Here is a 25,380-nt window from a genome sequence, read left to right on the forward strand (position 1 = left end):
CGATCATACAGGCGACCCCGTCGTGCGTAGCTTCGCAAAGCAACACTCTTGCCCGGTATTGACGAGAAATATCGCCGAGTTGCGCGGGCATGGCGCTGGTATCAGGCTAATCGCCGCTCCCTCATGCAGGATTTCCTCGCGAGGCCGAGACCAGCGCAACAACGCTCCTCGACGCGCCTCACTCAGGTAACTAGCCGATGCGTACGGTAGTTGCGCCCCGTAGGAGCCTCTCCTGATACAAATGTATTTGGCCGCGCGCCGTGTACAACGGATCCACGATCTGCTCACCTGGCCGATTCCACGATGGTGTGGTTATGCGCGTCACATCCCGTACAATAAACGGTGGCCCGGACGAGCCGACTCTGCGAGCGTTACCTCCCGCCGCCTCCAGAAGCGCAGCGGGTTGGGCTCTGGGGCGCAGAGTAGCGGCCCGGCGCGCCCTTGGCGGGTCTGTGGCCACCTAGGCTTGCTCGCCGCCCCTGGCTGTGGTGAGCAACTCCGCTGGACTCTCGATCACGTCGTCGCCGCCCGACTTGGCACGACGCGGCGAGATCTGCTAAGACGTCGCACTCATCTGCGCAAACAGAATTGCCGCTTCAGACGGCCCGAGCCCGACGATGCCCACGAAGGCTGCCGGAGGCATCGGAATGACCTGACGGGTCGGCCTCCAGAGATGCAGGCAGTAGCGACTATTGTTCACATACTGCGAATGAGGAGGATGCAGCTGCATCACACATTCCTCTTCATCCCAAAACATTTCTTTGGCGAAGCACATCTCCTCCCAGTTTGGAGATCGCCGTGGCGTCGACACAGAGACATGCTCCCATCCCGGACGGACGAAGCCGACGATCTTGAGTTGGCAGCCACAAGGCCCCTGCACGAAGAAGAGACCGGAAGGACCAGACCCCGGTGCGGTGGCGAATCGGCCATCGCGGACGCGCCCCGCTTCGAGTCTTTCTACACTTTGCTTCCTCATGCGTCCTCTTTCTTCTTTTGGCCGATAGAGTTGCATCCGGCACCACTCGTGTTGTTCGACTCGTACATCGAACGGCTGGTACCCTGGCATGGGCGGCCCCAACTGCCGCTGATCATCTGCACCGACTTACTTGGATGAAGAACATCGGTTCTGTCCGCATCGTTCACCGGGGAGTTCTCTTGGGTTTATCTTTCGACAGCTGAGCTCTCTTAAACTTTCTCGTCATTCGCCCGTTCGTTGCGAACTTGGCTCATGCAGACAATCTGCGAAGACATCGACGATGGCTTGTCTTGGCAAGCCGTGCCACCAGGAGCTTCTGCTCGCCTCGTCGCCTGAACAAGTCCGCAACGTATGGCGTTGAGCTCGCCGTGCTTGGTGCAAGATGCCAGAATTCGACTGAAACGCTTAATGGCGGCGGAAGCCAATTCGCGTGGCATGATCCGGGCGAACCGGCTACTTTGTCACCCAAACAAACGTCGCAGGCTTCAGCACATGATGCAAAGCGACGCCAATGCCTCCCCAGTTCATCGAGCGAGAGGCTTTGATTTCGACGATCTGGCGGTGGCTTTCATCTCATTCCTTCATGTCTAGCGGTTAGCCGGCTTGCCGCCTGAGACACCGTCAATGCGTCATCTATGTGGCCGGCCACCGTGACTCCGAATGGATTCATGGTCAGAGGCTCGCACGCGCGGACCGCACTCGTTCAGCAGCCTCGCTCATTGGCCTTACCGCATGAAGCAGTTCAGCCCTAGCGGGCTGTGAGCTCCAACGGAGAGACACCCCGCGCCGGGGTCACAAGCATTGACGATCGGTGCAACCGTCCGCCCGGTCGATCAGAACTGCCCGTCAACCTCATTTCTTTGCCGCCCCTCCGCGAGGCGAGCCAGCTTATCATATTCCTCAGCGACCTTGATGAGCCTGCATCTGGATGTGTCGTCCTCGAGCGACTCCGCTTTTCTTCGGGTCGCTTCAGCACGGCTTCGCCAATGTTTGGCGTCTGAGAACAGGTTTTTTTGCTTCATGCGGAAGACGATGCAGTTTTTAGATCAAGAAAATGCGACACATGCCCTACGTAAGATCCCGTAGGTTGGCTGTCGCAAAAGCACCTCATTTGCCGTTATCTGCCGACCGCTCTGTTGATGTCTGAGATGCGACAAGCCGCTCGCACCAAGCGCGGCGAGGGGCGCGAAATGCGCGACTCTCGACATTAGGGCTTGAATCGTACGTAGCGTCAGATTGTAGGGTCTTCTTACAGGTGGCGAGCGTGCTTGGCCGTACAACAGCTTCCGGGCGACACAATTTCGAGTGTGTCGTTTGGCGAGCCAGATTGCAGAAGGCCCGCGTTGTCTCGGACGCCGCAGTGAAGCCGCCTCGGCGACTCATTGCAACGTGTCGCGATGAAGCCAGGCTGCAGGAGAACCGGATTCTAAGATCGCAGCAGCATTGTCGCGTGGCGATTGCGCCGCTTTGTAGATTGCTCACGCAGAGGTCGCGGTCCGGAGACCGGGGCCTCGCAGCTCAGAGTGGAATGGAAGTTGGGGGCCATACTCATCTTACATAGCCGTGATGCGGCCGCGGCGAACCTGCAATAGCTTGCTCACGCCGAAACAGGTAGCTGTAGGCATACACGGTTGCCAGCATTCTCGCCAGAGATGCGCCGACTGGTCGCTCATGCCGGAGCCCCCTACGGGTGCCTGGATTGACTCCGCCGCCGCCTCCATCATGTTTTTCGTATCCAAAGACGGACAACACGGCCTCCGGAGTAGCAATGACTTCTGCAGCTTTGGCTACCAAGCAGTCGTTCAATTGACTGCCATGGAGCGCGCGAGGTCAGACCACAAGGAAATCTCGATCTATGCCCTGTCCGAAATGTCACACAGATAACTGGTGCGAGATCGCAATGCACGATCCCTGGAGCGGCCGACCAGTGATCAACTGCAATACTTGCGGTGAATATGCCGAGTACGATTGCCTCCAGCGCAAAGCAGCGCACGCGATCATCGCAGCTACCTTGGCTTGTACCGTGAGCAAAGAGGACCAGCGAGATCCGCGGGCGGTTGCTGACAGCATTTTGGATGTGCTGGAGAATGCCGGCCTAACAATCGCTCGCGCCTCAAGATGAATGGGAGGAACCGATCGGCGCCGCTACAAGGCCCCGCCCGTCCATCAGAGAGCATGGCCAACTGCGCCGCTCGTTCCAACAGCCACTTGATTGCCTTCAAAACGCCGTCTGTCCCCTGGCCGACCTGGAGTAGTCGGCATAGCAACTCTTTGATACCAACAACGATTGTAGCAAACGCGCCAATCTGGACCCGAGCCGCGACGCTCTCAACGGGACCAGGGCTGAGTACCGCTTAGGCGCGGGCTTCCAACGTGAGGCCCGGCAGATCTTCCCACAAGTATCGAACCCGCGATGATCAACCCCGCGTGGCCTGCACCTGACGGCGCCTTTCGCGGTCCATAGTTCACAGTTATCTAGAACGGCGAAGTCACTGTTAGGTGCCTTGACGGGAGTTTGGCTCATTGACCAGATTAACGGGCTGCCGATTGATCTCGTTTCCTATTCTGCTCAGCCGCCGCGGCACCGACAACTCCCGGGAAGCAGCCCTATTATGACGGGGACAGCGGGAGAGCTCGGCTGGATAGACAAAACCAATTCGCACAGACTCGAGAGAGCATTCAGCCATGGACGATTGATTCCGGCGCCGAGGCAGCTCCTATCCACACATTCAAGTAAGCTTGACTGATTCGCTTGATCACTCGTGGCCGGCGACGAGCAGCCTCACAGCTGGGCGTAGCTATGCGCGCACACTCGAGCGGACCCGAGCTGCGCGTTCCGCAGACGACGATACAGAAAGCCAACTGCCGTGGTGAAGCGCCTCCCGCCCTCCTCGTCATGCGGCTGGCTCCTGGCGAACGAAGACGGTTTCGACATATTCACGCGATAAGCCCGCAGGGGGGATTGAATCGTACGTAGCGTCAGATTGTAGAGTGCCCCCTTAGGGAGCACCAATGTTCGGTCGCTTCAGAAGTTCCTGTGCTAAAGCGGAGCAGGCCGGTTGCTTGCGATGAGAGCTTTTCTGCCAAAGCGGCGCTCACTGCGAAGAACGCTGTTTCTGTCCTGTTCACGCAGATCGCCGGCCCGTATGAAGACAAGATCGCCCACATGTAAGAAGGCCCAATCCAGCCTTGCAGGCTTCGATATACGTTTGCGGGCACTGAGTGCCCAACCCGCCGCTGCGAGATTGATGCGCTATCCCGGAGCGGACATGTGAGAGGACCCGATAGATCCAATAGGGTCTTGCTCGTCGATCACTGTGAGGGCCAATGCCGGGCCATTGTTGGTTTCAGGAATAGCGATCCTGGAACCGCATATATGTGCGGCGAACCTGTTGTGATGGGACCTCGCCAAAAGCTGTCATCATGGTGCGCTTATCACCATTCCCGAATGCACGTCACGCCATGGTCGGGCGGACGCAGCGTCGTTGAAGGAAAGCAGACTAGATGACCAACAGTAATCCGAGACGAGCGCGCGCAATTGCTAGGCATGGGCAGCGGTCGTCGCGGGAGCAAGAGAGCTGCCGATAGATCCGCGAGCTGGATCTGCGCGACGTGCAGGCCTGACGATTGCCCCAGGGCCGAACGCCGATCCAGGCAATGAGGCCCATCAAGACCTGATGAACGAGTATTAAGAAGCTTATGTGAGCGCCTTGGATCAGAAATGATGTGGAAGTGTATACCCGCGAGGGACTGAAGATTGATCTCGCACCTTGATTGAGGGCAACACCGCGTTCGAAGCCGATAAGCCGGCGATCCATTTCGAGGGCGCGCCTCTAAAGCTTACGCTGCTTTCAGCGCATGCGAGCGGGTGGCACGTGGTTTAAAGGCCCGGGTCGACCTCTCCACGAGCAGCTCATCCGAATTCTTTCTGCCGAGGGGCTGCAAATCAAATGTGATAATTGAGGTAGAACGCAGTTGATCCGTCAGCTCAGGCTGCTGTCCGCAGAATGCTTGCTCAAGAACCGGGACTTTGCCGCGGGCATCAATAAGAGAAGGGGCGCTCGGGACCAGCAAACCGCCAGTTTCAATGGCAGCGGCACGTGCTCAAGGCGAGCCTATTCACGCAATGCGGGCTTTGCCTAGTCATACTACGGCCGGCCCAAAGACATGCTTGCGAGCGCGGAAAACACCCCCGCGCCGAATGGTCGCCGAACCGAGCACTGACCTTCTGAACCATATCGTCCGCGCGCTAAACGCACGATTGCTGTTGATTGCGTGGCCACTCGCGAGCAATGAACCGCCAGATTCTTTTCGCTACTGAATTCGTCATTCGGTGGCGCAGGGCACACTGATCGTCGCGATAAACCCCTTGAGGTCCCATATAGCACTGGCCTCATTCATGCAGCGTTTTTCTGTGAACTCAAACAGCACAGAGTCAATATGCGCGCCTTCACTTTTGCTTGCCAGATCACCAACTTGATTGTCCAGAAATGGATCGATTATGATAAGTACTGCGCGACAAGAGAACGAATTTCAATGCTTTGTTTGCCCGGCTTGCTCGCGGTTGCACTGGATGAACAGCAGACCGGAAACCTCTTAGGTAAGGACACGAAATGAGGGACACTCGCTGGCTCAACGCGCGAGTTGACCACGCAGGGGACTGTGGAACGCTTCTCGGCCAAACGGGTCTGCTTATCCCCTATGCGCGTCCGCAATTTCATTAATTGCACCCGCGCAATAGAGAAACGCCTGACGAAGGCTGAACGAAATCTTCTGGGCTACAAACTTTCGTATAGTCCTTCAAAACCCTTTCGATGTGGAATGTTACCTCCGTACAGTTGAGCAATTGATGCAATGCCTATACAGAGTCCAGAACTCGGCAGTTCGAGAGCGCGACGCTTCCGCATTCGAAGAGCCCAGACGCGATTGACGTCGTCGATCGGGGACCGACATTAGCCTGCGCAGAGCAACGATTTGTCAAACCAAGAGAGCAAACGGCGGGTCGCTCTAATCACCGGCGTGACTGGACAGGACGGCGCCTATCTCGCCGAACATCTGCTGTCGCTCGGCTATATCGTGCACGGCATCAAGCGGCGCTCGTCTTCGTTCAACACTGCGCGGGTCGACCATCTCTACCAGGACCCGCATCTCGGGGACGTGCCGTTCCTGATGCACTACGGCGACATGACGGACTCGACCAATCTGATCCGCCTGGTGCAGCAGATCCGGCCGACCGATATCTACAATCTCGCAGCCCAGAGCCACGTCGCCGTCAGTTTCGAGAGCCCCGAATACACCGCCAATGCCGATGGGATCGGCGTACTGCGGCTGCTCGAGGCGATCCGGATCCTCGGCATGGAGAAGGAGACCCGGTTCTACCAGGCCTCGACCTCCGAGCTCTATGGCCTCGTCCAGGAGATCCCGCAGAAGGAGACCACGCCGTTCTATCCGCGCTCGCCTTACGGCGTGGCGAAGCTCTACGGCTACTGGATCACGGTGAATTACCGCGAGGCCTACGGCATGTTCGCGAGCAACGGCATCCTGTTCAACCATGAGAGCCCGATCCGCGGCGAGACCTTCGTCACCCGCAAGATCACGCGCGGCGTCGCGCGTATCGAGGTCGGGCTCGAACAGACGCTCTATCTCGGCAATCTCTCGGCCAAGCGCGACTGGGGCCATGCCAGGGATTATGTCGAGGGCATGCATCTGATCCTCCAGGCGGACAAGGCCGACGATTTCGTGCTGGCGACTGGTGAGACGCGCTCGGTGCGCGAGATGGTCGAGCTGTCGTTTGCGCAAGTCGGCCGCCGCATCGAATGGCGCGGCGAGGGCGTCGACGAGACGGGCGTCGATGCCAAGAGCGGCAAGACCGTGGTGCGGATCGATCCGAGCTACTTCCGTCCGACCGAGGTCGATCTCCTCGTCGGCGACGCCAGCAAGGCGCAACAGGTGCTCGGCTGGAAGCCGAAGCGCAGCTTTGTCCAGCTCGTCGAGGAGATGATGGCAAGCGATCTGGCGGAAGCAAAACGGGAGGTGGCCCATGGCAAACGCACCGTTTGAGCTGAAGGGCAAGAGCATCTACGTCGCAGGTCATCGCGGCATGGTCGGCAGCGCGCTGATGCGCCGGCTCGCGCGGGAGGACGTGCAACTCGTCACGGTCGACCGGCGCGAGGTCGATCTCTGCAACCAGGCCGCCGTGTTCGACTGGTTCGCGAAAACGCGGCCGCAAGTGATCTTCCTCGCCGCCGCAAAAGTCGGCGGCATCGTCGCCAACGACACGCTGCGTGCCGAGTTCATCTACGACAACATCGCGATTGCCGCGAATGTGATCCAGGCCGCGCATCAAAACGGCGCCGAGAAGCTGATGTTTTTGGGCTCGTCCTGCATCTATCCGAAGCTGGCCCCACAGCCGCTGCGCGAGGATTCGGTGCTATCAGGCCCGCTCGAGCTGACCAACGAGCCCTACGCGATCGCCAAGATCGCCGGCATCAAGATGGCGGAAGCCTATCGCAGCCAGTACGGTAGCGACTTCATCAGCGTGATGCCGACCAATCTCTATGGCCCCGGCGACAATTATCATCCCGAACTGAGCCATGTCGTTGCCGCGCTGATCCGCCGCTTCCACGAGGCGAAGGTCGCGGGCGCAAGGAGCGTCGCCGTGTGGGGCACCGGCACGCCGCGGCGCGAGTTCCTCTATGTCGACGACATGGCGGATGCCTGCGTGCACCTGATGAAGAGCTATTCGAGCGCGGATCTTGTCAATATCGGCACCGGCGAGGACATCACCATCGCCGAGTTCGCGCGGGTCGTGGCTGAGGTCGTCGGTTACGGCGGCGAGATCACTTTCGACACGTCGCGCCCCGATGGCACGCCGCGCAAGCTGCTCGACGTCAGCCGTCTCGCCAGGCTCGGCTGGCGCGCGAGGACAAGGCTTGTAGATGGAATGCGGCAGACCTACCAGGCCTTCTTGGCGGTATCGGGTACATCGGACAAAACGTGAGACTCAGCTGCTAACTGCTGACGTCGCTCATTGTCCGATTGCCAGAAAGTTGCTTTAGGATCTTCCGGCGAATTCGACTGGGCTCCACGTGTTGCTTGGAGCTCGCGCACCTCCGGGTGCCGCGTGCCCGATGGAGGGCAGGCACGGCTCGATTGGCCGATAACTATAGCGAGCGAATTGGTCAGGCGCGCCTTGCGGGACGCTCTGTTTTGAACTTGAGGTAAACTGATTAGCATGTGCGGAATTGTCGGCATCTTGGGGCGCGGTCCGGTCGCGGATCGTCTCATCGATTCACTGAAGCGACTGGAATATCGCGGCTACGACTCAGCGGGCATCGGAACGCTCAAAGGAAACCAAATCGAGCTTCGACGCGCCGAGGGCAAGCTGAGGAACCTTGAGACACGCGTTCAGTGCCATCCGCTCTCAGGCCATGTCGGGATTGGGCACACGCGCTGGGCTACTCATGGCAAGCCGACGGAGCACAATGCTCATCCGCATGCAACGGACAATGTTGCAGTCGTCCATAACGGCATAATCGAGAATTTCCGCGAGCTGCGAGCGGAGCTAAAACAGCATGGCGCCTGTTTCGCCTCTGAAACAGACACCGAGGTGGTGACGCATCTCATCGACTTTTATCTGAAAGATGGCTGCTCGCCGCAGGAGGCAGTAAAAGCGTCCCTGCCGCGGCTAGTCGGCGCGTTTGCGCTTGCAATCCTGTTCAAGGGTCAACACGACCTCATGATCGGTGCGCGCAAGGGCTCACCACTCGCGATCGGGCATGGCGAAGGCGAAATGTATCTCGGATCGGATGCTATCGCGCTCGCGCCCCTTACCGGCTTGATCACCTACCTTGAGGACGGCGATTGGGCTGTGCTCAACCGCAACTTCAGCGTGGTCTACGACACACAAGGCACAGTTGTCCGCCGGCAGGTGGTGAAATCTGGCGCGTCGTCTGTTGTCGTCGACAAAGCAAACTACCGCCACTTCATGGCGAAGGAAATCCACGAACAGCCCGGGGTGATCGGGCAGACGCTGGCGCATTACGTCGATATCGCCACCGAAAGCGTAGCACTGCCGCAGGAGCTTCCGTTCGACTTCAACGAGATCGGACACATCTCGATCGCGGCTTGCGGCACGGCAGGCTACGCCGGCCATATCGGCAAATACTGGTTCGAGCGGCTGGCTCGTATTCCGGTTGAGCTCGATGTCGCCTCCGAATTTCGCTATCGTGAGGCGCCGATGCGCAAGGGAGATCTTGCTATCTTCATCTCGCAGTCCGGCGAGACGGCCGATACGCTGGCCGCACTCCGCTATGCCAAATCGCAAGGCCTGCATACCGTCTCGATCGTAAATGTACTGAGTTCGACCATTGCGCGCGAAAGCGGGACAGTGTTGCAGACACTCGCCGGACCTGAAATCGGCGTTGCCTCGACCAAGGCGTTCACATGCCAGCTCGTCGTCCTGGCGGCGCTTGCGGTCGCGGCTGGCAAGGCGCGCGGTGAATTGCTGGAGAGCGACGAGGTCGATCTCGTGCGAGTGCTGATCGAAATTCCGCGGCTCGTTACAGCGGCGCTTGCCAGCGAGCCGCAGATCGAGAAGATCGCACGCGACATCGCCAAATCGCGTGACGTGCTATATCTTGGTCGCGGCACGTCGTTTCCACTGGCCTTGGAGGGGGCACTGAAGCTAAAGGAGATCTCCTATATTCACGCCGAGGGTTATGCGGCCGGAGAGCTCAAGCACGGCCCGATCGCCTTGATCGACGAGAACGTTCCCGTAATCGTCATTGCTCCCTGCGACCGGGTGTTCGAAAAGACCATCTCGAACATGCAGGAGGTCGCCGCACGCGGCGGCAAGATTATTTTGATAACGGACGCTCGGGGAGCCGCAGAGGTATCCATGGATTCACTCGCGACGATTGTGCTGCCGGAGATGGGTACGACGTTTACGTCGATTGTCTATGCGATTCCGGTGCAGCTTCTGGCCTACCACACGGCCATCCTGATGGGCACGGACGTCGACCAACCCCGAAATCTCGCGAAATCGGTAACCGTCGAATAAGGCAGGGTGATGCGGCCTGGAAGTGTCGTGGTCAGATTCTGAATGCGCACAAGTCTCGGTCAGATCGAATTACGATGTGCCGCCCGGCTCCTGGCCCGATGCCACGGCATGGTTTGTGGCCGGTTCATAGCGCTTGCTTACGGAGGCCGAGACTCATGTGCAAAATCTACGGCCAATCAGGTTACGAGGCTGGTGTGGCGTTGCCTCCGGCAAGCAAGGAGTCGCGTATGACTTATCACGGCATTCCGATTGCTTGGACCTGGTCATAATTCGTGACGAACGTTAGGTTTTTCGTACGGCGTGGGAGCCAGATGAACCTGTTCGATTGATCCAAACGAATGCTCGCTTATCGCTGAGGAGGCCCGCTACGTTCTTACCCTCAACACGGGTTTTGGAGCGCATTAGGACCGCAACGCCCCTCGAAGTACGAGGCGCGCCTCGCTTCGAAGGACAACGTGGCACTTGCCGAGCATGGCGATCGGCGCTATCGGACGGGCTCGATCGCCAGCACGCTCACCAAACGTTTTCCGTCAAACCTCAGGTTAACTTGAGCAACTCGAGGCCAAATCGCTGGACGTCGGGGTGAGATGCTAACGCACCTCGGCCCCAATCGCAGGCTCGCGAGCTGTTCTAGCACGACATCTCACGGAGCTCTTCTGCCGCTCGAATGCCATGCATCTCGTCCTTCCTTTTCATTACATGTCGGTGCGCTCAATGAGCGAATTCGGCCACGCCACAGACAACAACCTTGTCACCGAGAATTGCCCGAGGTTTCAGTAGCTTGAGAGTCACTCCTGCCGTGCGAGCGGAATAACGCCCGAAAAACTGTGCGAGTTTGCGGCAATTGCCGAAAATATGCCGGAAACGTCAGGCGCTTACGGGTTGGTCGATAGTGCCCTGATGGCAGATTCGCGGCCATGAAACTGCACTGGGCTGGCGTGAGATTTTCTCCGGGACCGGCCATTTCAAACCGAGAGGAAACTCGCCATGTCACCAGCGTCCATCGCGCATGCGTCAAATGCCAAATCGCGCATTGGCGCCATCTTACGTGCGACGAGCGGCAACTTCCTCGAGCAGTTCGACTTCTTCTTGTTCGGGTTCTACGCCAGTGCCATCGGAAACGCGTTCTTTCCATCAGGAAGCGAAACCGCTTCACTGCTTAACACCTTCGGTGTGTTCTGGTTGGGGGCCTTGATGCGACCGGTTGGCGCGATTGTGCTTGGAGCCTATATTGACCAGATTGGCCGTCGGCAAGGCCTGATCATCACGCTTTCGATCATGGCTGTTGGCACCGTCATCATCGCCTTTTGTCCCGGCTATGCAACAATCGGCATTGCTGCACCCGTGATCGTGCTGTTCGGACGGCTGTTGCAGGGTTTTTCTGCCGGCGTTGAGGTTGGCGGCGTTTCCGTCTACCTCTCCGAGATTGCCACTCCGGGCAACCGCGGCTTTTACACATCGTTTCAGTCCTCGAGCCAGCAGGTTGCGATCTTTGTCGCGGCTCTTATCGGGTATTTTTTGAGCGAAGCACTTCCGGCCGAAATGGTTGCGGCCTGGGGCTGGCGGATCCCATTCTTCCTTGGCTGCTTGATCGTTCCGCTTATCTTCGTCCTGCGCCGGACGCTGGAGGAAACTCCGGAGTTTCTGGTCATGAAGACCCACCCAACGGCCCGCGAGGTCTTTGCCTCCACAGTTGCGAACTGGCGCATTGTCATTCTCGGCATGATGATCGCGATGCTGACGACCACGACCTTCTATTTCGTCACAGTGTACACGCCTACCTTCGGCAAGCACGTATTGCAGCTGTCCTCGCAGAACACGCTCTTGGTGACGCTTTTGGTCGCCGTGACGAACTTCATCTGGAACCCAATTGGCGGCGCGATTTCTGACAGAATCGGTCGGAAGCCGGTCTTGCTGACCATTGCCGGCCTTGCCCTGGTGACTGTATATCCGGCGTTGTCTTGGCTTGTGACCGACCCAAGCTTTGGCAAGATGCTGGTAGTGGAGATGATGTTCTCGTTCTACTTTGGCACCTATAGCGGCGCCATGTTGGGCGCTTTAGTCGAAATCGTACCGAAGCACGTTCGCACAACCTGCTTTTCTTTGGCCTTCGCACTCGCCGCAGCTCTCTTTGGCACCTTTACCCCGCTCGCATCGACTTGGCTGATCGATCGGACCGACGACAAGGCTTCGCCGGGCTTCTGGTTGATGTTTGCAGCTTTGCTCGGCATTATCGCCGCGCTCACGATTTATCCAGGAAACACCAAGAGAGTTGCGAAGCTGTCGCGACCCGAGCGCTCTAACCGGGCCGTAAGCGCGCAATTTACCACGCATTAGCAGCGCGCCCACGGGGGGACCTTCACGTCGAAGACTGAACTGAGCGGGGTGCGTGGCGGTCCTTGCGGTGATCTCGCGGTGGTCCGCGTGCCACTCTGCGGGTCACGGTTCTTCCTATGCGATGTCGAGCAGTATCGGGACGAGCCGTGGCTGATGTTGACCGGGAATGGCTGAGCACTATCGGCATGCTCGATTCGTTCTGTGGTCGAGCGGCGCGCTGATAATGCTCGCACTTTGCGGCTACTTGAAACCGGCAGAGCTCGCGCGAGGGAGATACATCCCTCGCGCGAGCTCCACGTGCACTGCCAAGCAAACTAAACGGGCAGTCTTGAGGCGAATACCAGTGGACTGGTGTATCGCAGCTCGCCAAACCTTAGCGAGCGCTCGAAAAGCTTGAATCGTGCCTGGTGCACCGAGCGACGGGCCAATGCATGACCACGACCCAGGCCGGCGCTGGCTCCGCTCGATCAGCCGCGACTTCACGCACCGCTAGTTTGCGCGGATGAGGTACCGCGCGCAAGCTGTGCGAGCTCCGTCTCGAGCGTAGGGTTGCGCTTGAACATGGCGTCGATCAACGCTTGCGCCGGCTGCTCGGCCGCTTCCACCCACGTCGCCTTCTCCGCTCGTGCGGAGGGCGCGAAGACACGCTTGACGACGGTCGGCGACCCCCTCAGACCGCATTTGGCCATGTCATCCACGCCGGCAGTTTGAGCGCTCCATTTTACGATTGAGGCACGGGCCGCACGCAAGGCATCGATCATTGCACCGCGGCGAATTTGATTGCTTGCCTCTAACATGCTGATGAGACAAGGAAGCTTGGAACGCAGCACCTGGACTCCTCCTTCGCAGCGCCGTTCCGCATCGATCGTGCGTGCTTTGAAGTCCAACGCTTTGATTGTCGAAACATAAGTAAGCTGCTGGACCCCGAGCCTCTTCGCAATGCCAGGTCCCACCTGCGCGGTATCGCCGTCGATAGTCTGCTTGCCAGTGAATATGAGGTCTGGTGGGCCATATTCCTTCCCGATATTGCGAATCGCGCACGCCAGCGCGTAACTCGTCGCCAGCGTATCGGAGCCCGCGAAACTACGATCAGTGAGCAGGACAGCACGATCGGCACCAAATGTCAGCGCCTTTCGGAGAGATTCTTCAGCCGACGGCGGGCCCATTGTGAGAACAGTGATTTCGCCGCCGAACTTGTCTCGTAGCTCGAGCGCAGCTTCCAGTGCGAACAGATCATATGGGTTGATGATTGTCGGCACGCCCTGACGCATGATCGTATTCGTGACAGGATGCACGCGGATTTGTGCGGAGTCGGGGACCTGTTTGATGCAGACGATGCTGTGCATATGCTTCTCCTAAGATGTTGAGCAGGCTCCCCACGAATAGCAACTGTCATACCACCCCAAGGCATTTCGCCTATGAGAGACGAATGCAACGGCTGCCGACTGACGGTGAGACCGTTGGGGACTGCGACGGGCTGCGTAAAGCGGACGTGATCTCTCTGATCTGAGCTGCGCCATAAACGGCGCGGCCGCGATCTTGCGCTAGTTCGACACCTAATCACTTCTCATAGTGCGAATACATTGCAAGCGGACGATGACCAGCATCGGTTGACGCGAAGATGGCTTACACTTCCCGGCATGGCCACCCCCAAGCAGAGCACATCGGTTTCGTATCCGCTTCATGGACCAGAGTACCGCCTCTTGCACGTTCTCCTACCGCGCCCGGGGGAGCGAGAGAGACGCGAGCCCGACTTTTTAATCAGAAACGCTTGATCTCGATACCGTGCCTTCTCAAGGCATAGCCAATCTGGCGCGGCGTCAGTCCAAGCAAGCGCGCCGCCTTGGCCTGTACCCACCCGGACCTTTCCATCGCCGCGACTACACGCTCGCGATCTGTGACCTTGGCGGCACCTATGCTAGGTCGGCCGGGTGGCTCTAGCGGCGTCAGTTCGCTACCGACCGGCTGATCGTGTGCCACAGGATGTGTCGGCGGCATGCTCAGCCTTGTGGGAAGTGAGATTATCGGGCTCGGCTGTCGCGCCACTTGCTCCGGCCCGCACTTCCATAGCGTGGCCGACAGGCATTGCCCGTGCCAGCAGGCAAAATCGTCTCTTCCGATCGATGATCCGTGCGCCAGCGTCGCGGTCCGCTGCACACAGTTCTCCAGCTCGCGGACATTACCGGGAAATCCGCAATTCATAAGAACGTCAACCGCACTTGAATCGAAGACCAGAGCACGGCCGTTCTCATTGTTGAAGTTCTTCAAGAATCGAGTGGCGAGAAGCGGAATATCAGTGCGTCTATCGCGCAGCGGCGGCAGTAGCAGAGGAACCACGCTGATGCGATAATAGAGATCGGCACGAAACTCCTTCCTTGCCACCGCCTCTTCAAGATTCTTATTCGTGGCTGCAATCACGCGGACGTCGACTTTGATCGTCTGATTGCCGCCCACCCGCTCGAACTCCTGCTCCTGAAGTACGCGCAGGAGTTTCGCCTGGAACGAGGCCGAGATCTCGCCAATCTCATCCAGAAACAACGTTCCCTTGTCGGCGAGTTCAAAGCGCCCCTTCCGCGCGTTGAATGCGCCCGTAAACGCCCCCTTCTCGTGACCGAACAATTCGGATTCCAGCACTGTCTCGGTGAGGGCTGCGCAATTCAGCTTGATAAAGGGGCGTTTGGCGCGCGCTGAACGCTCGTGAATAGCCTTCGCGACCAGCTCTTTGCCGGTACCCGATTCGCCACGCAACAGAACGGTGCTATTCGATTTTGCGATCAGCTCGATCTTCTCAAGCATCGCGCGCAGCGCCGGGCTGTCGCCGATAATTCCATCGACTTGGACCTTCTTACGCGCCCACCCATGAGGCTTGAGTTCGGACAGCTGCTTCTGCGGCCGGAACTCCTCGTCCGTAGGCCGCCCGCGATCGCGCGCAAAAACGCAATGCAGCTTCGCCGTCTGGCCCACAAGGCTTGCGACCATCGTCAGCACGCGGAGGTCGTCCTCGAGCTGCGCATGCGTCCCGTTGTCTGCGATGCGGTCGATGCTCAGCGTACCCACAACCTTCTCGTCAATCTCTATGGGAACGCCGATGAACGCAACACACGTATTACCGGCGGCGTCCAACATCTCGACGTCCGAAGAACTGAAGATCGGCTGCAGCGCTACGTTCTCGACGATGAGCGGCCGCCCCGTCGCCACAATTTGATCAATTGCTCCTTGCGGCAAGCGCCCCCCGCAACGCGCGTCGCGCCCTGCGCTCCGGCCCTCGTCTACGATGATCTGGGGCACCCCGTCATGTTCGAACAGACATACGATGCCGCGCCGCATCTGCACGAGCGATGGCAGACGCTCGATGACGCTCGCTAGCTTGGCTTCGAGCCGGCATAGGCCGGTGAGCGTGTGCGCTATTTCAAAGATCGTGCTTAGCGATTTCTCTTGCGACGGCAGAATAGAAGCGGAAGGGCCCGCAGAAGCGGAAGGGCCCGCGTCGGAGGTTGAGTTTGGTCTTTCGCGCAGGGAAACGCTGTCCAGCATAATGACTTCTCCGTTCCTTTCTTGATCCTCCCCATCACCTCGATCGGACTTGTTGGACTCGTGTTGCATGCCTGCCTCGATCTGACATCCGGTTCTCAGGGCGGGGCGAGAGATGACGCCTCTTCATGGCACGCCGGCAGCACTTACAGTGCTAGATTTGCCGCTTTATTCTTTCCAACTCGCTGCGCGGATTCGCCCCGGCCAACATGGCTTCCACCGATGAAACTCAGTTAGCCGGGTTCAGGGACGAATTCACTCACAAGTGTTGCCCGCCATTGATCGGCACTTCGGCGCCAGTGACATAACTCGCCGCATCTGAACATAGGAAGAAAATGACCTTGGCGACCTCTTCGGGTGTACCCACCCGGCGTAGTGGGATCTTTGGCACAAGATACGCTTCCGTGTCAGGCGACAAAATGTCCGTCTTGATTTCGCCGGGCGCGATTGCATTGACGCGAATGCCATGTGAGGCGTAATCGTGCGCCATTTCGCGCGTGAGACAAGCGAGCGCAGCTTTCGACGTGGCATATGCCGTTCCTGCAAATGGATGCACCCGCGCTCCGGCGATCGAAGTCACATTCACGATCGAGCCTGAAGCCGCTTTTAGCTCATCGAACAGACCCTGAGCGAGCAGGATCGGCGCCACCAGATTGAGGTGGAACACGCTCATCCAGGTATCGACTGAGGTCGCCAGCGACGTAAGCCGGGCACCGTTTGGCGTTTTTGGTGAGTTTCCGGCATTGTTTATCAGTCCCTGCAGCGGTGCGCCGGCAAGGCGCTCCTTTATCTGGGCAATCACGCGCGGTAACGTCCGATGATCGCTCAGGTCGACTTCGATATAGCTATCCCCCTCTGAGTCCCATGGGCACCGCACCGCCTCGAATGGTTGGCGCGCGCAAGAAATGATGCGCCAACCGGCTTCCGAAAACAATCTTCCAGTGGCGCGACCGATACCGCGCGATGCCCCGGTCAATACCAGCGTTTTCCGCTCACGCAGCGGACGGCCCCCTCCATCGGCGTGAATTGGACCGCGAGCGTCCGTTTCCGACGATTGAGCTGTGACCGCATTGTCATCTGGTAGACCTAGATTCACACGCGACTCCCCTCCGCTCCCCTCGCCTGTGCACCTGGTGCAGGATCCGGGCCAGAGCGATGCAGGGCACAGGTGGCGCGCTTGTAGGACGCAAATGGCAGGTTCCGAACATCTGGCCTGTTTGCTTTTCGACACCAACCACGCAGCAATGGCTGTCGTCGAGCTCCCGGGTGCTGCCCACTGCGTGCGCTAAGCCTTCGAGCCGAGAGGCTGGTGTTTCCATCGCGAGCTGACTGCGTCGTCCTCCATGAGTGGTCTGTGGGTCATGCGGGCTGGACGAGATAGGTAAGCTGCCTTTGGCGGAGATCAGGATTTAATGGCCAGTTCGTCCAAGTTGCTCTCGGCCATGGTACGCGCGGCCGCACATGCGGCTCTTGAGCAATATCGACGGGCCGCCGGCCCCGCGGTTCATCCACCTCCGTCCGAAAGGACTCTGCGAGCGGCGCATGAACAAGGCCGTCGTCCAGAAAACGAGCTGACCGTAAAAGGGTTGCCAAGCAAAGGCGATCCATCTACCGGACGCGCCTCCTTGCTGCTGGGACATTCTGACGTGACTGTCTGTTACGTCAGATTTCCTCGGCGACCCGAACCGCCATTGCCGTGCTTTTCACCGTCTGGCCCGCGATGGCGGATTTGGCCGGTGGATGACAGAACCATAACCTTTCCGCGCGACTCGACTTACACAGGAGGGCCCGAAGCATTGCAGCAAGGCCGTCGGCGCCCGCGGGCATTGGCCTTACGCTTCGCAGGCGTTCGCCCTCCCACCGCACCGTGGTGGTGCGCCGGTCAGCCGTCGCTTGCGGGACGGAAGTCGCCATCCACCGATCCTGCGAGACGTTGCGAAACGCGATGGTGTCGAGCCAGCAGTCTCAGACCGATGATGTAGCCCGCCATTCCTCAGGCTCACATTCTGGCGCTTCATGAAGCCGCGAAATGTTCGTATGGGTTATCGATCATGGTCAAGTGCTCCGGCTTGCTCTTGTCGAATTCAATAATCCGTGGCACGAGCAGACGGGCATAGCGCGTGAAGGCGCTGGTGGGGGGAAAGCGGATCACTGTAGCGCATCGCGCAAGAAGATACATGTCGATGAGAGCGGAAGCTCCACCTTCAATTCCCATTTCCGCACTATGCAACGGCCCTGCCCGATCGGCCTGGAAACGTTTTGGTACGGCGAAGACATCGGGAAACAGACCCGATAGGCGATCGAGCACCTGTGCACTGTCCGTGCACAGGAAGACCTTTACAGGCTTTGGATATGGCAAAGCCTTGGCTTTACGGATGGCCATGCAGACCTGACGGAGGGCGAGCTCCGAATCGGCCCAGTACGGAGCATGCTCCATGATATCTTCGCCATTGCCGTGCCGAACATGAACGCCAATGATGCTATGGCCGCTAAAGTGTTCCTCATACAAGGCGTCGATCCGCGCTTGAATCTCAGACCTGAGCTTGATGTTCCGAAAGATCAGTCGTTCGGCTTCCTCGCCACAACGCCACATCAGGCAGGCGTCACAGACAATGGTGTTGGCTTCGTTATCTTCTCTTGCCTGGAACAGCTCGGTCAGTTCGTCACGTTCTTTGAAGATCTGCTCATCCGGACGATGGATGCAGTCGATCGACGGCCTATTCCACCACCGCGGGAAGAACGGTCCGGGAAACGAGAGCTGGTTGATCCGGTCATCGCAAATCACCGGCACCCCAGCGATGTCCTCAAGCGGCTCGAAGAACACCAGAAAGGCGTTGCTGAACGGTTGGTCGATGTAGCAGGAACCGCGCCAGTCAACGACGAGCGTCCGCCCGGTCCGCTGCGCGTACGACCAGGCTGAGGCCAGCGACCAGAGGCAGTCACCAAAGCCGGTACGCCTGCGCGAAATAACAAAGCGTTCCTTCGTCAAGTTATAAACCCTTCTCGTTGCGCAAGATTAGTTTTGTGTGGCGCACCTACTCCTGCGATTCCGATCCACGCCAATGGACGGCTGGTCACCTGGACGCAAGGCGATCAACCCGCAAGCCCTCCTCCACGGCACCGCGATTGGCAGGTCATGCAAGAGGCGTCCAAGGAGCCCTCTTCCGCATTGCCCACCTTTTACGACCGCGCAGTCTGCGACGGATGCAGCCGAATACGGCGCAGATCCCAGAGCCCGCGCAGTTCGCTCACGAGAGCTTCTCGCCTAGCCCTGTCAGAGGTGACCCTGGCGAGAAGATCGGCAAGAACAGCTTCCTTCTCAATTTGCATCAGCATGTCGAACAGGTCATGCGAGACGCGCACGCTGTCCTGGGTGGAATGACCCATGCGGATCTCGCAGACTGTCTCCTGGCGTTCTCGGCCCGCATGAGCACGAACCCGGTAAAGAGATACATGGGGCGGCAGTGATACGGCGAGTGCAGTCCAGCTTTCGAGCGTTGTTGCCCGCTTCTTGACGAGGAATGACCCGACTACAAGACCATCCAGCTCGGTCGATAAAAACGCCGTAATCGCATCGGCAACGGAATCTACGATCGGTTCGGCATTGTTGTTGAAGGACGTATTAAGCAGAATCGGGACGCCTGTCCGGCCCTTGAACGCATTGATGAGTTCCCAATAGCCGGCATTGTTCGTGCGGGAAACCGTCTGCAGCCGAGCCGTACCATCGATATGCGTGATCGCGCCTAGCAAAGCACGCTTGGATTCGTGCACGCGAACGACGAAATTCATGAAGGGATATTCTGCGCGACCATGCGGCAACTCAAAGAACGCGCCCGCATCCTCCTCCAGAACCGATGGCGCAAATGGTCGATAACTCTCGCGCTTCTTGACCATCGCATTGATCCGGTCCTTGTTCGCCGCGGGTCTCGGGTCTGCAAGAATACTGCGGTTGCCGAGCGCGCGAGGGCCGAACTCCGATCGGCCCTGTACCCAGCCGATCACGGCGCCATCAGCCATCCACTCGGCTGCTCTGGTTGCGACGTCAGCGGTCCGTTCAATCTCCAGGTGTGCAGCCCATCCCTTCAGTTCCTGTTCGATGCTGTCGTCGCTGCCGACATCTGGCCCCCAATAAACCGCCTGTAGTCGCTCGCGGGGCGCAGGCTGCCCGGCCTCGTTCGACACCATCAGTGCCGCGCCCAATGCGCATCCGGCGTCATGCGCAGCCGGCTGCACGAAGATGTCTTCGAACAGGCCTGAATACAGGAGTTTTCCGTTCAGCGTGCAGTTGTGAGCCACCCCGCCAGCCAGGCACAACCGTTTCATTCCAGTCGACTCACGGTAATGCCGAAGAATGTGAAACACGATCCGCTCCAGCGCCTCCTGCAACGATGCGCTCACATCTCGATGCTGTTGCGTGAACGGCATTCCCTTTCGCCGGACCTCAATATTGCGCAGCAATGCCGGACCGATACGGTCGAGGTGAACGCGGTAGCCACCGTTTGCGGAGAGCTCATAGAATTGGGAAAAGAGCTCGCGATAGCGTGCGGGATCTCCGTAAGGAGCCAGCCCCATAACCTTATACTCGTCGAACAGGCCGTAGCCGAGATATCGGATCGTCTCCAGATAGAACAGTCCGAGAGAGTTATTCTCTGGAAAGGTCATAAGCTCGGTCATTTCGGTGCCCGACCCGACCGCCAACAGACCCGACAGGAAGTCGCCACAACCGTCGATCGCGAGGACCAGGCTTTCTTCAAAACCCGACATCGCCAGAGCGCTCACGGCGTGGGCCTGATGGTGGCCTACGAATGACACCCGCGAAGGATCAACTTGGGTACCGAACTCCGTGGCTAGAAGGTGCCGTAACAGCAGATTGGCATCTAGCGGAATTGAGATTTCCGGTTGTGAGATGAACAACCGTTCGAGCATCGCATTGCAATAGGCTTCAGTAGCGTAGAACGCAATACGATCGACGTCGCGAAGCTCCACACCCGCGGCTGCAAGACAGTATTCAATCGCACTGCTCGGGAGCTTGTTTGAATGTTTGATCCGGTTGAGGCGCTCCTCTTCCACGGCAGCGAGCACGCGCCCGTCCTTGACAAGTACCGCGGCGCCGTCGTGCAGAAACGTGTTCGGTAGTCCGAGGGGGTTTTCATAGACCCTGTCGAGGCCGCCACTCAATCCTAGACACAGCATCTTGTTCTCCGTTAATCCTGAGAGGCCTGTTGGCCTATTTCGTATCGCTTGCTTTGGGAGTAGGCCGCACGTCGCCGCGGGGCCGATCAGGCATCGCTAGCGTCACGAGACTCACATAAGCGTCGCACGCATCCGCGGTTCGTTACGCCCGATATCTCATCTCGCACACGCGATGCTTCGCTTTAGGTCTTGTTCCTCTCACCGCATCAGGCGCTGCCGAAGCAGCACGGCCGATACGAGGAAGGGAAATGCCGCGTAGATGCAAAGTGCGCCCACATGCAATCCGACGCTGTCGACCGGCCGACCGAGCATTGCCGGACGAATGAGATCGACCGAATGAGTCAGCGGCAATAAGGCCGCGATGCGTTGAAATGAACCGGGCAACTGGCTCATTGGGAAGATGGTCCCGCTCAAATACATCATGGGCGTGAGAATGAGCGACTGGTAGAAGATGAAATAGTCGTGGCTTGGTGCAAGGGCTGAAACGACCATTGCGAGGCTCGCGAAAGTCACGCCAGTGAGGGCGATGGCTGGTAACGCATAGGGGATGGATGACCACTCTGCGTAACCCAGCGCGACGGCGACAATCGTGATCGCTGTCCCGGCGAGCAAGGCCTTGCTCGCTGCCCATGCCACTTCACCGAGAACAATGTCGCCGAGCGTAAGGGGCGTACAGAGCACTGCCTCCCAAGTGCAATTTGTCTGCATGCGAGCATAAGCCGCATAGATCGTTTCGAAGGTTGCGGAGACCATCGCGCTTGTGGCGACCATGCCAGCCGCCAGAAACGAGATGTATGAGGTCCCCTCAACACCACCTATGATCATTCCAAGGCCAAACCCGAGACCGAACAGAGAGCTCATCGGCTCGGCCAGATTCCCAAGAATCGATGCCAGAGCGACTTTCCGCCAGACCAAAAAATTGCGGCGCCATACCGCGATCCAGTTCCATGGATTAGCAGGGAGCGCCGGCGCAAAACGTTGCCACATCGTTCAGTCCTTTATCTCTCGCCCGGTTAGCCGCAAGAAGACATCCTCCAGATTTGGAGGACGCTGCAGAAAGCGGAGATCCGTGCGGTTGGCAAGCCGGAGGCGCACCTGCTCTGGATCCGTGACATAGCAGAAGAGCGTCTCCCCGCTCACCTCAGCGCGCTGCACTTGGAGTCTGACCAGCGGCAGCAGTTCATGCGGATTACCGCCGTAAATCTCGATCACTTGGCAGCCGATCTGCTGCTCGATCAGCGCGTGAGGCTGACCTTCGGCGATCTTACGGCCGTGCTCAAGCACGCACAGGCGGTCGCACAATCGCTCCGCCTCTTCCATGAAGTGGGTGGTGAGAAGGATCGTTTTGCCGCGCGCTAATAGCGAGCGCAAGCGTTCCCAGATCAGGTGACGGCCGTGCGGATCAAGGCCGGTCGTCGGCTCATCAAGCACCAAGAGCTGCGGGTCGTTAATGAGGGCCCGTGCCAAGGTCAGGCGTCGCCTCATGCCGCCGGACAGTTCGGAGACGCGGGCATCCGCCTTGTTCTCCAGGCGCGCGAATTCGAGCAGTGACGGCGTCACCGCTTTCACCTCAGCCGCGCTCATGGCGAAGTAGCGCCCGAAAACGAGCAAGTTTTCGCGCACCGTGAGCTGAAGATCAAGGGTATCGAACTGTGGGACAACCCCGATCCCCCGGCGCGCCAAGCGCGCCCTTGCCGGCACTGGCTCGCCGAGCACGCATATCTTACCTGCGTCGGGCGATGCAACGCCCAGGATCAAACGCGCAAGCGTGCTTTTACCCGCGCCATTTGGTCCCAGCAGACCGAAGCACTCTCCCGGCGAGACCGTAAACGAAAGAGCGTCCACGACGACCCTGTCGTCATAGAACTTGCTCACCTGGAAAAGGTCGACTGCCGCGGTTGACATTTGCTTACGCTATCGCGACGGACGTTGTTCGCGCCGCTTCCTCGCTTGCGCGCCTTTTTGTCCAAAGCAGGCCGTCACACCATACGTGATCGACGCCTCCCCACTCGCACGCGGCGGCAGCATCCGGGAAAAAGCCGCGTCCATGCAGATTGGCGCTGGTATTGCAAAGCAGCGGAATGGCTGTGAGCTTCTCGTATTCGACGAGAAGCTCGGCCACTTTATGCTGAGAGGTTCTGGAAACGGTCTGTAGACGAGCAGATCCATCCAGATGCACGACGGCGGGAATTTTGTCCCGCCATTCCGGTCGCGTCTGGTGATCGAACAGCATGTACGGATCGGGTATTCCAGGGCTAAAAATCTCCGCCGCACGATCCTCCAGGCATATCGGCGCTACCGGCCTGAAATGCTCACGAAGTTTGATGTCGTTGAGATGATCTTTCATTCCTTCCCAGCTCGCAGCCGCGAGAATGCTTCTGCCACCCAAGGCTCGTGGTCCGAGCTCGGCACGCCCGGCAAGGAAGACCACGGGCTTGTCGCAAGCGAGGATCGCCGCAAGTTCGCCCATAGTGCAGGGCGCGCCCTCCCATTCGGGCGGGACTTCGCTGGGACGCACCGCCGGTCCACTGTAGACCGACCATTCCAGAGCTCTAAAGCCTTGCTGTGCTGCCAATGCAGAGCAAGCAGCACCAATGGCTGAGCCGCTGTCGTTCGGAAAGGGCGGCACCCACACGACATCGAACAGGCCGGTCGCACGAAATGCACTATTCCACTTAATATTCAGGCCACAACCGCCGGCTATGCAGAGGTTACGCGCCCCCGCAAGATCGGAATACCGCTCCACAACATCAGCAATGGTGCGAACCAGCAGACGCTCTAGAAAGACGTGAAATGACGCAAGGACGTCTTCGGCTTGCTTTTCCTTCAATCGCATTGCGCACGCTTCGAAGAAGTCGTGCAGAGCTTCAAGCGGCGATTGTGAGCTGTTGATCTGTTCAAGCTCAGGACAAGCGCCCTCAGCATCCGTGGCAAAGTGCGCTTCATAAAGTTCATGAAACGTCTTAATACAGTCCTCGTCGGGCGACCCCAGCGCGATATAGGCCATCAGCTTGCCGGCAATACCGAGATCCCAGCTGGTCCGGTCTGCCCGCCTGTAAGGTCCAAAGTGATGTCCTGCCGTCGCATAGGCGTGACCTATCATCGGAAACAGGCACTCGATGAACCGGATGCCGTGGGGCTCGACATAGTAGAGGCGTGGGAACATGCAGCCGTCCCACACCAAGCAGAAAGCAGATTGTGCGGATTTGGCAAACGAGCTGACGCAGTATGCGGACGCTACGTGCCCGGTGACATGGGGATAGCTTTGGTAGGGATATAGCTTCCCATCAAGCATGAGACCGATCCGATCGCGCGACGTCAGGGGGCTATCGCCTTGCCGTTCGACATACGGCGCGCCCTTGAGCTTGATGGTCGTCGTCCCACTAAGGACTTCAAACTGCGACTCGAACTCTCCATCCCAGCCATCGATGACGAACTGATCAACATCGCTCGGGTCCAGCCCGTGCTCCGCCAAGGCGCTAACAACGGCATCCAGGTTGTCGATGGTTTGATAACGCGGATTGTTGTTTAGCTTCTCCTGTTCGACACAAAACACCACCCGGCCGTCCTCGATCAGAGCGACTGCCCCGTCATGCGTCAGCTTGATACCGCAGATACGCATAGTGGCTCCTTTCAAGCTCGGCCGTTAGGACGGATCGAAGATCGCTCCGGATTGCGAAAGCGGACCAACAAGCAGTCTTCGTCAGCCGACTGCCCCTGGCACTGCACGCGTTCGACCTCAATGAGCGCTTCAGTCAACATCGTGATGACTGTCTCGGCGCCAGCGACATGCCCCCATCGCCTGCAGGTGGCATCACGTGCAGATCCGAAGACCAGATGCCCACCTGGAGCAAGCATCTTCACCATCTTGTCGATTGCGGTACGCATCCGTGTCATGTCCTCGAGATAGTAAAGAACTTCGGCGACCACGATCAGATCGAACAGCTCTTCGGTCGAGAACTGCAGAATATCGGTCGCCGCCCAGCTGATATGCGACCACCTCTTGGTCCGCTGGACCGCTCGACCGATCGCTCGCGGCATAACATCGATGACCGTGAGCCGTTTGCAGTGAGGAGCAAGCTTCTCTGTGAATGCACCGGCCGCGCACCCGATCTCGAGACCGGTTGAGACGGCGCCGTTCGACAGCGATAGCCGTAGCAATTGGGTGTGACGCTCACGTTCGAACGGATTGTCGTCAAGCCGCCACGGGTCATCGTTAGTCAGCTCCCGTTGCAGCGATTGATATGTCTTGTCCACGCTCACCACTCAATCCTCAACAAAG

At 58.7% G+C, this 25,380-nt stretch carries 14 protein-coding genes; 4 read left to right on the plus strand and 10 right to left on the minus strand.

Annotated features, from left to right (window positions below; translation table 11 throughout):
* Nucleotides 1-556: 556 nt before the first annotated feature.
* On the minus strand, nucleotides 557-1,012 hold the full coding sequence (locus IVA98_RS12550; protein ID WP_247354916.1) for a DUF7694 domain-containing protein: 456 nt from the start codon (nucleotides 1,010-1,012) through the stop codon (nucleotides 557-559).
* Between the two features lie 4,938 nt (nucleotides 1,013-5,950).
* Between IVA98_RS12550 and gmd the strand changes: the two genes are divergently transcribed.
* From gmd to IVA98_RS12570, 4 genes are all read left to right on the plus strand, one after another.
* The gene (gmd, locus tag IVA98_RS12555) at nucleotides 5,951-7,036 is read left to right on the plus strand and encodes a GDP-mannose 4,6-dehydratase (RefSeq protein WP_247354917.1); all 1,086 of its coding nucleotides are present in this window, start codon (nucleotides 5,951-5,953) and stop codon (nucleotides 7,034-7,036) included.
* Complete coding sequence (gene fcl, locus IVA98_RS12560) at nucleotides 7,017-7,976, plus strand: GDP-L-fucose synthase (RefSeq protein WP_276577598.1); 960 nt, start codon at nucleotides 7,017-7,019, stop codon at nucleotides 7,974-7,976. The genes gmd and fcl overlap by 20 nt, the downstream gene beginning before the upstream one ends.
* 234 nt (nucleotides 7,977-8,210) lie before the next feature.
* Nucleotides 8,211-10,037, plus strand: a complete 1,827-nt coding sequence (gene glmS / locus IVA98_RS12565; RefSeq protein WP_247354919.1) for a glutamine--fructose-6-phosphate transaminase (isomerizing) — start codon at nucleotides 8,211-8,213, stop codon at nucleotides 10,035-10,037.
* A 987-nt stretch (nucleotides 10,038-11,024) separates the two neighbouring features.
* Nucleotides 11,025-12,374, plus strand: a complete 1,350-nt coding sequence (locus IVA98_RS12570) for an MFS transporter (protein ID WP_247354920.1) — start codon at nucleotides 11,025-11,027, stop codon at nucleotides 12,372-12,374.
* 479 nt (nucleotides 12,375-12,853) lie between these two features.
* On the opposite strand, the gene IVA98_RS12575 is transcribed toward IVA98_RS12570, so the two are convergent.
* The 9 genes from IVA98_RS12575 to nodS all read right to left on the minus strand — a co-directional run bounded on the left by IVA98_RS12575 (nucleotide 12,854) and on the right by nodS (nucleotide 25,361).
* A complete protein-coding gene (locus IVA98_RS12575; RefSeq protein ID WP_247302408.1) occupies nucleotides 12,854-13,720 on the minus strand; it encodes an electron transfer flavoprotein subunit beta/FixA family protein in 867 nt (288 codons plus the stop codon).
* Between the two features lie 415 nt (nucleotides 13,721-14,135).
* Nucleotides 14,136-15,908: a nif-specific transcriptional activator NifA gene (gene nifA / locus IVA98_RS12580; RefSeq protein WP_247354922.1), complete on the minus strand. Its 1,773-nt coding sequence runs from the start codon at nucleotides 15,906-15,908 to the stop codon at nucleotides 14,136-14,138.
* A gap of 256 nt (nucleotides 15,909-16,164) precedes the next feature.
* Nucleotides 16,165-16,932 carry an SDR family NAD(P)-dependent oxidoreductase gene (locus IVA98_RS12585; protein WP_247281339.1) on the minus strand — a complete coding sequence of 256 codons (768 nt, stop codon included), beginning with the start codon at nucleotides 16,930-16,932 and terminating at the stop codon, nucleotides 16,165-16,167.
* A 987-nt stretch (nucleotides 16,933-17,919) separates the two neighbouring features.
* Nucleotides 17,920-18,894, minus strand: a complete 975-nt coding sequence (locus IVA98_RS12590) for a nodulation protein NodZ (protein WP_247354923.1) — start codon at nucleotides 18,892-18,894, stop codon at nucleotides 17,920-17,922.
* A gap of 191 nt (nucleotides 18,895-19,085) precedes the next feature.
* Nucleotides 19,086-21,098, minus strand: a complete 2,013-nt coding sequence (locus IVA98_RS12595; RefSeq protein ID WP_247354924.1) for a carbamoyltransferase family protein — start codon at nucleotides 21,096-21,098, stop codon at nucleotides 19,086-19,088.
* Between the two features lie 198 nt (nucleotides 21,099-21,296).
* Complete coding sequence (gene nodJ, locus IVA98_RS12600) at nucleotides 21,297-22,085, minus strand: nodulation factor ABC transporter permease subunit NodJ (protein WP_247311328.1); 789 nt, start codon at nucleotides 22,083-22,085, stop codon at nucleotides 21,297-21,299.
* Nucleotides 22,086-22,088: 3 nt separating this feature from the next.
* Nucleotides 22,089-23,003, minus strand: coding sequence for a nodulation factor ABC transporter ATP-binding protein NodI (gene nodI, locus IVA98_RS12605; RefSeq protein WP_247354926.1), 915 nt, complete (start codon nucleotides 23,001-23,003; stop codon nucleotides 22,089-22,091).
* 4 nt (nucleotides 23,004-23,007) lie between these two features.
* Complete coding sequence (gene nodU / locus IVA98_RS12610; protein ID WP_247354927.1) at nucleotides 23,008-24,720, minus strand: nodulation protein NodU; 1,713 nt, start codon at nucleotides 24,718-24,720, stop codon at nucleotides 23,008-23,010.
* Between the two features lie 11 nt (nucleotides 24,721-24,731).
* Nucleotides 24,732-25,361 (minus strand): nodulation methyltransferase NodS, encoded by a 630-nt coding sequence (gene nodS, locus IVA98_RS12615; protein WP_247302390.1) that lies wholly within the window; start codon nucleotides 25,359-25,361, stop codon nucleotides 24,732-24,734.
* Between the last annotated feature and the right edge of the window lie 19 nt (nucleotides 25,362-25,380).

It is taken from the genome of Bradyrhizobium sp. 160, assembly GCF_023073735.1.
Taxonomy (GTDB): domain Bacteria; phylum Pseudomonadota; class Alphaproteobacteria; order Rhizobiales; family Xanthobacteraceae; genus Bradyrhizobium.

Excerpts from the sequence above, each read along its gene's own strand:
- nifA (WP_247354922.1), bottom strand. The coding sequence starts at position 15,908 with ATGCTGGACAGCGTTTCCCTGCGCGAAAGACCAAACTCAACCTCCGAC.
- glmS (WP_247354919.1), top strand. The coding sequence starts at position 8,211 with ATGTGCGGAATTGTCGGCATCTTGGGGCGCGGTCCGGTCGCGGATCGT.
- nodI (WP_247354926.1), bottom strand. The coding sequence starts at position 23,003 with ATGTCAACCGCGGCAGTCGACCTTTTCCAGGTGAGCAAGTTCTATGAC.
- IVA98_RS12550 (WP_247354916.1), bottom strand. The coding sequence starts at position 1,012 with ATGCAACTCTATCGGCCAAAAGAAGAAAGAGGACGCATGAGGAAGCAA.
- nodU (WP_247354927.1), bottom strand. The coding sequence starts at position 24,720 with ATGCGTATCTGCGGTATCAAGCTGACGCATGACGGGGCAGTCGCTCTG.
- IVA98_RS12595 (WP_247354924.1), bottom strand. The coding sequence starts at position 21,098 with ATGCTGTGTCTAGGATTGAGTGGCGGCCTCGACAGGGTCTATGAAAAC.
- IVA98_RS12575 (WP_247302408.1), bottom strand. The coding sequence starts at position 13,720 with ATGCACAGCATCGTCTGCATCAAACAGGTCCCCGACTCCGCACAAATC.
- IVA98_RS12570 (WP_247354920.1), top strand. The coding sequence starts at position 11,025 with ATGTCACCAGCGTCCATCGCGCATGCGTCAAATGCCAAATCGCGCATT.
- fcl (WP_276577598.1), top strand. The coding sequence starts at position 7,017 with ATGGCAAACGCACCGTTTGAGCTGAAGGGCAAGAGCATCTACGTCGCA.
- nodJ (WP_247311328.1), bottom strand. The coding sequence starts at position 22,085 with ATGTGGCAACGTTTTGCGCCGGCGCTCCCTGCTAATCCATGGAACTGG.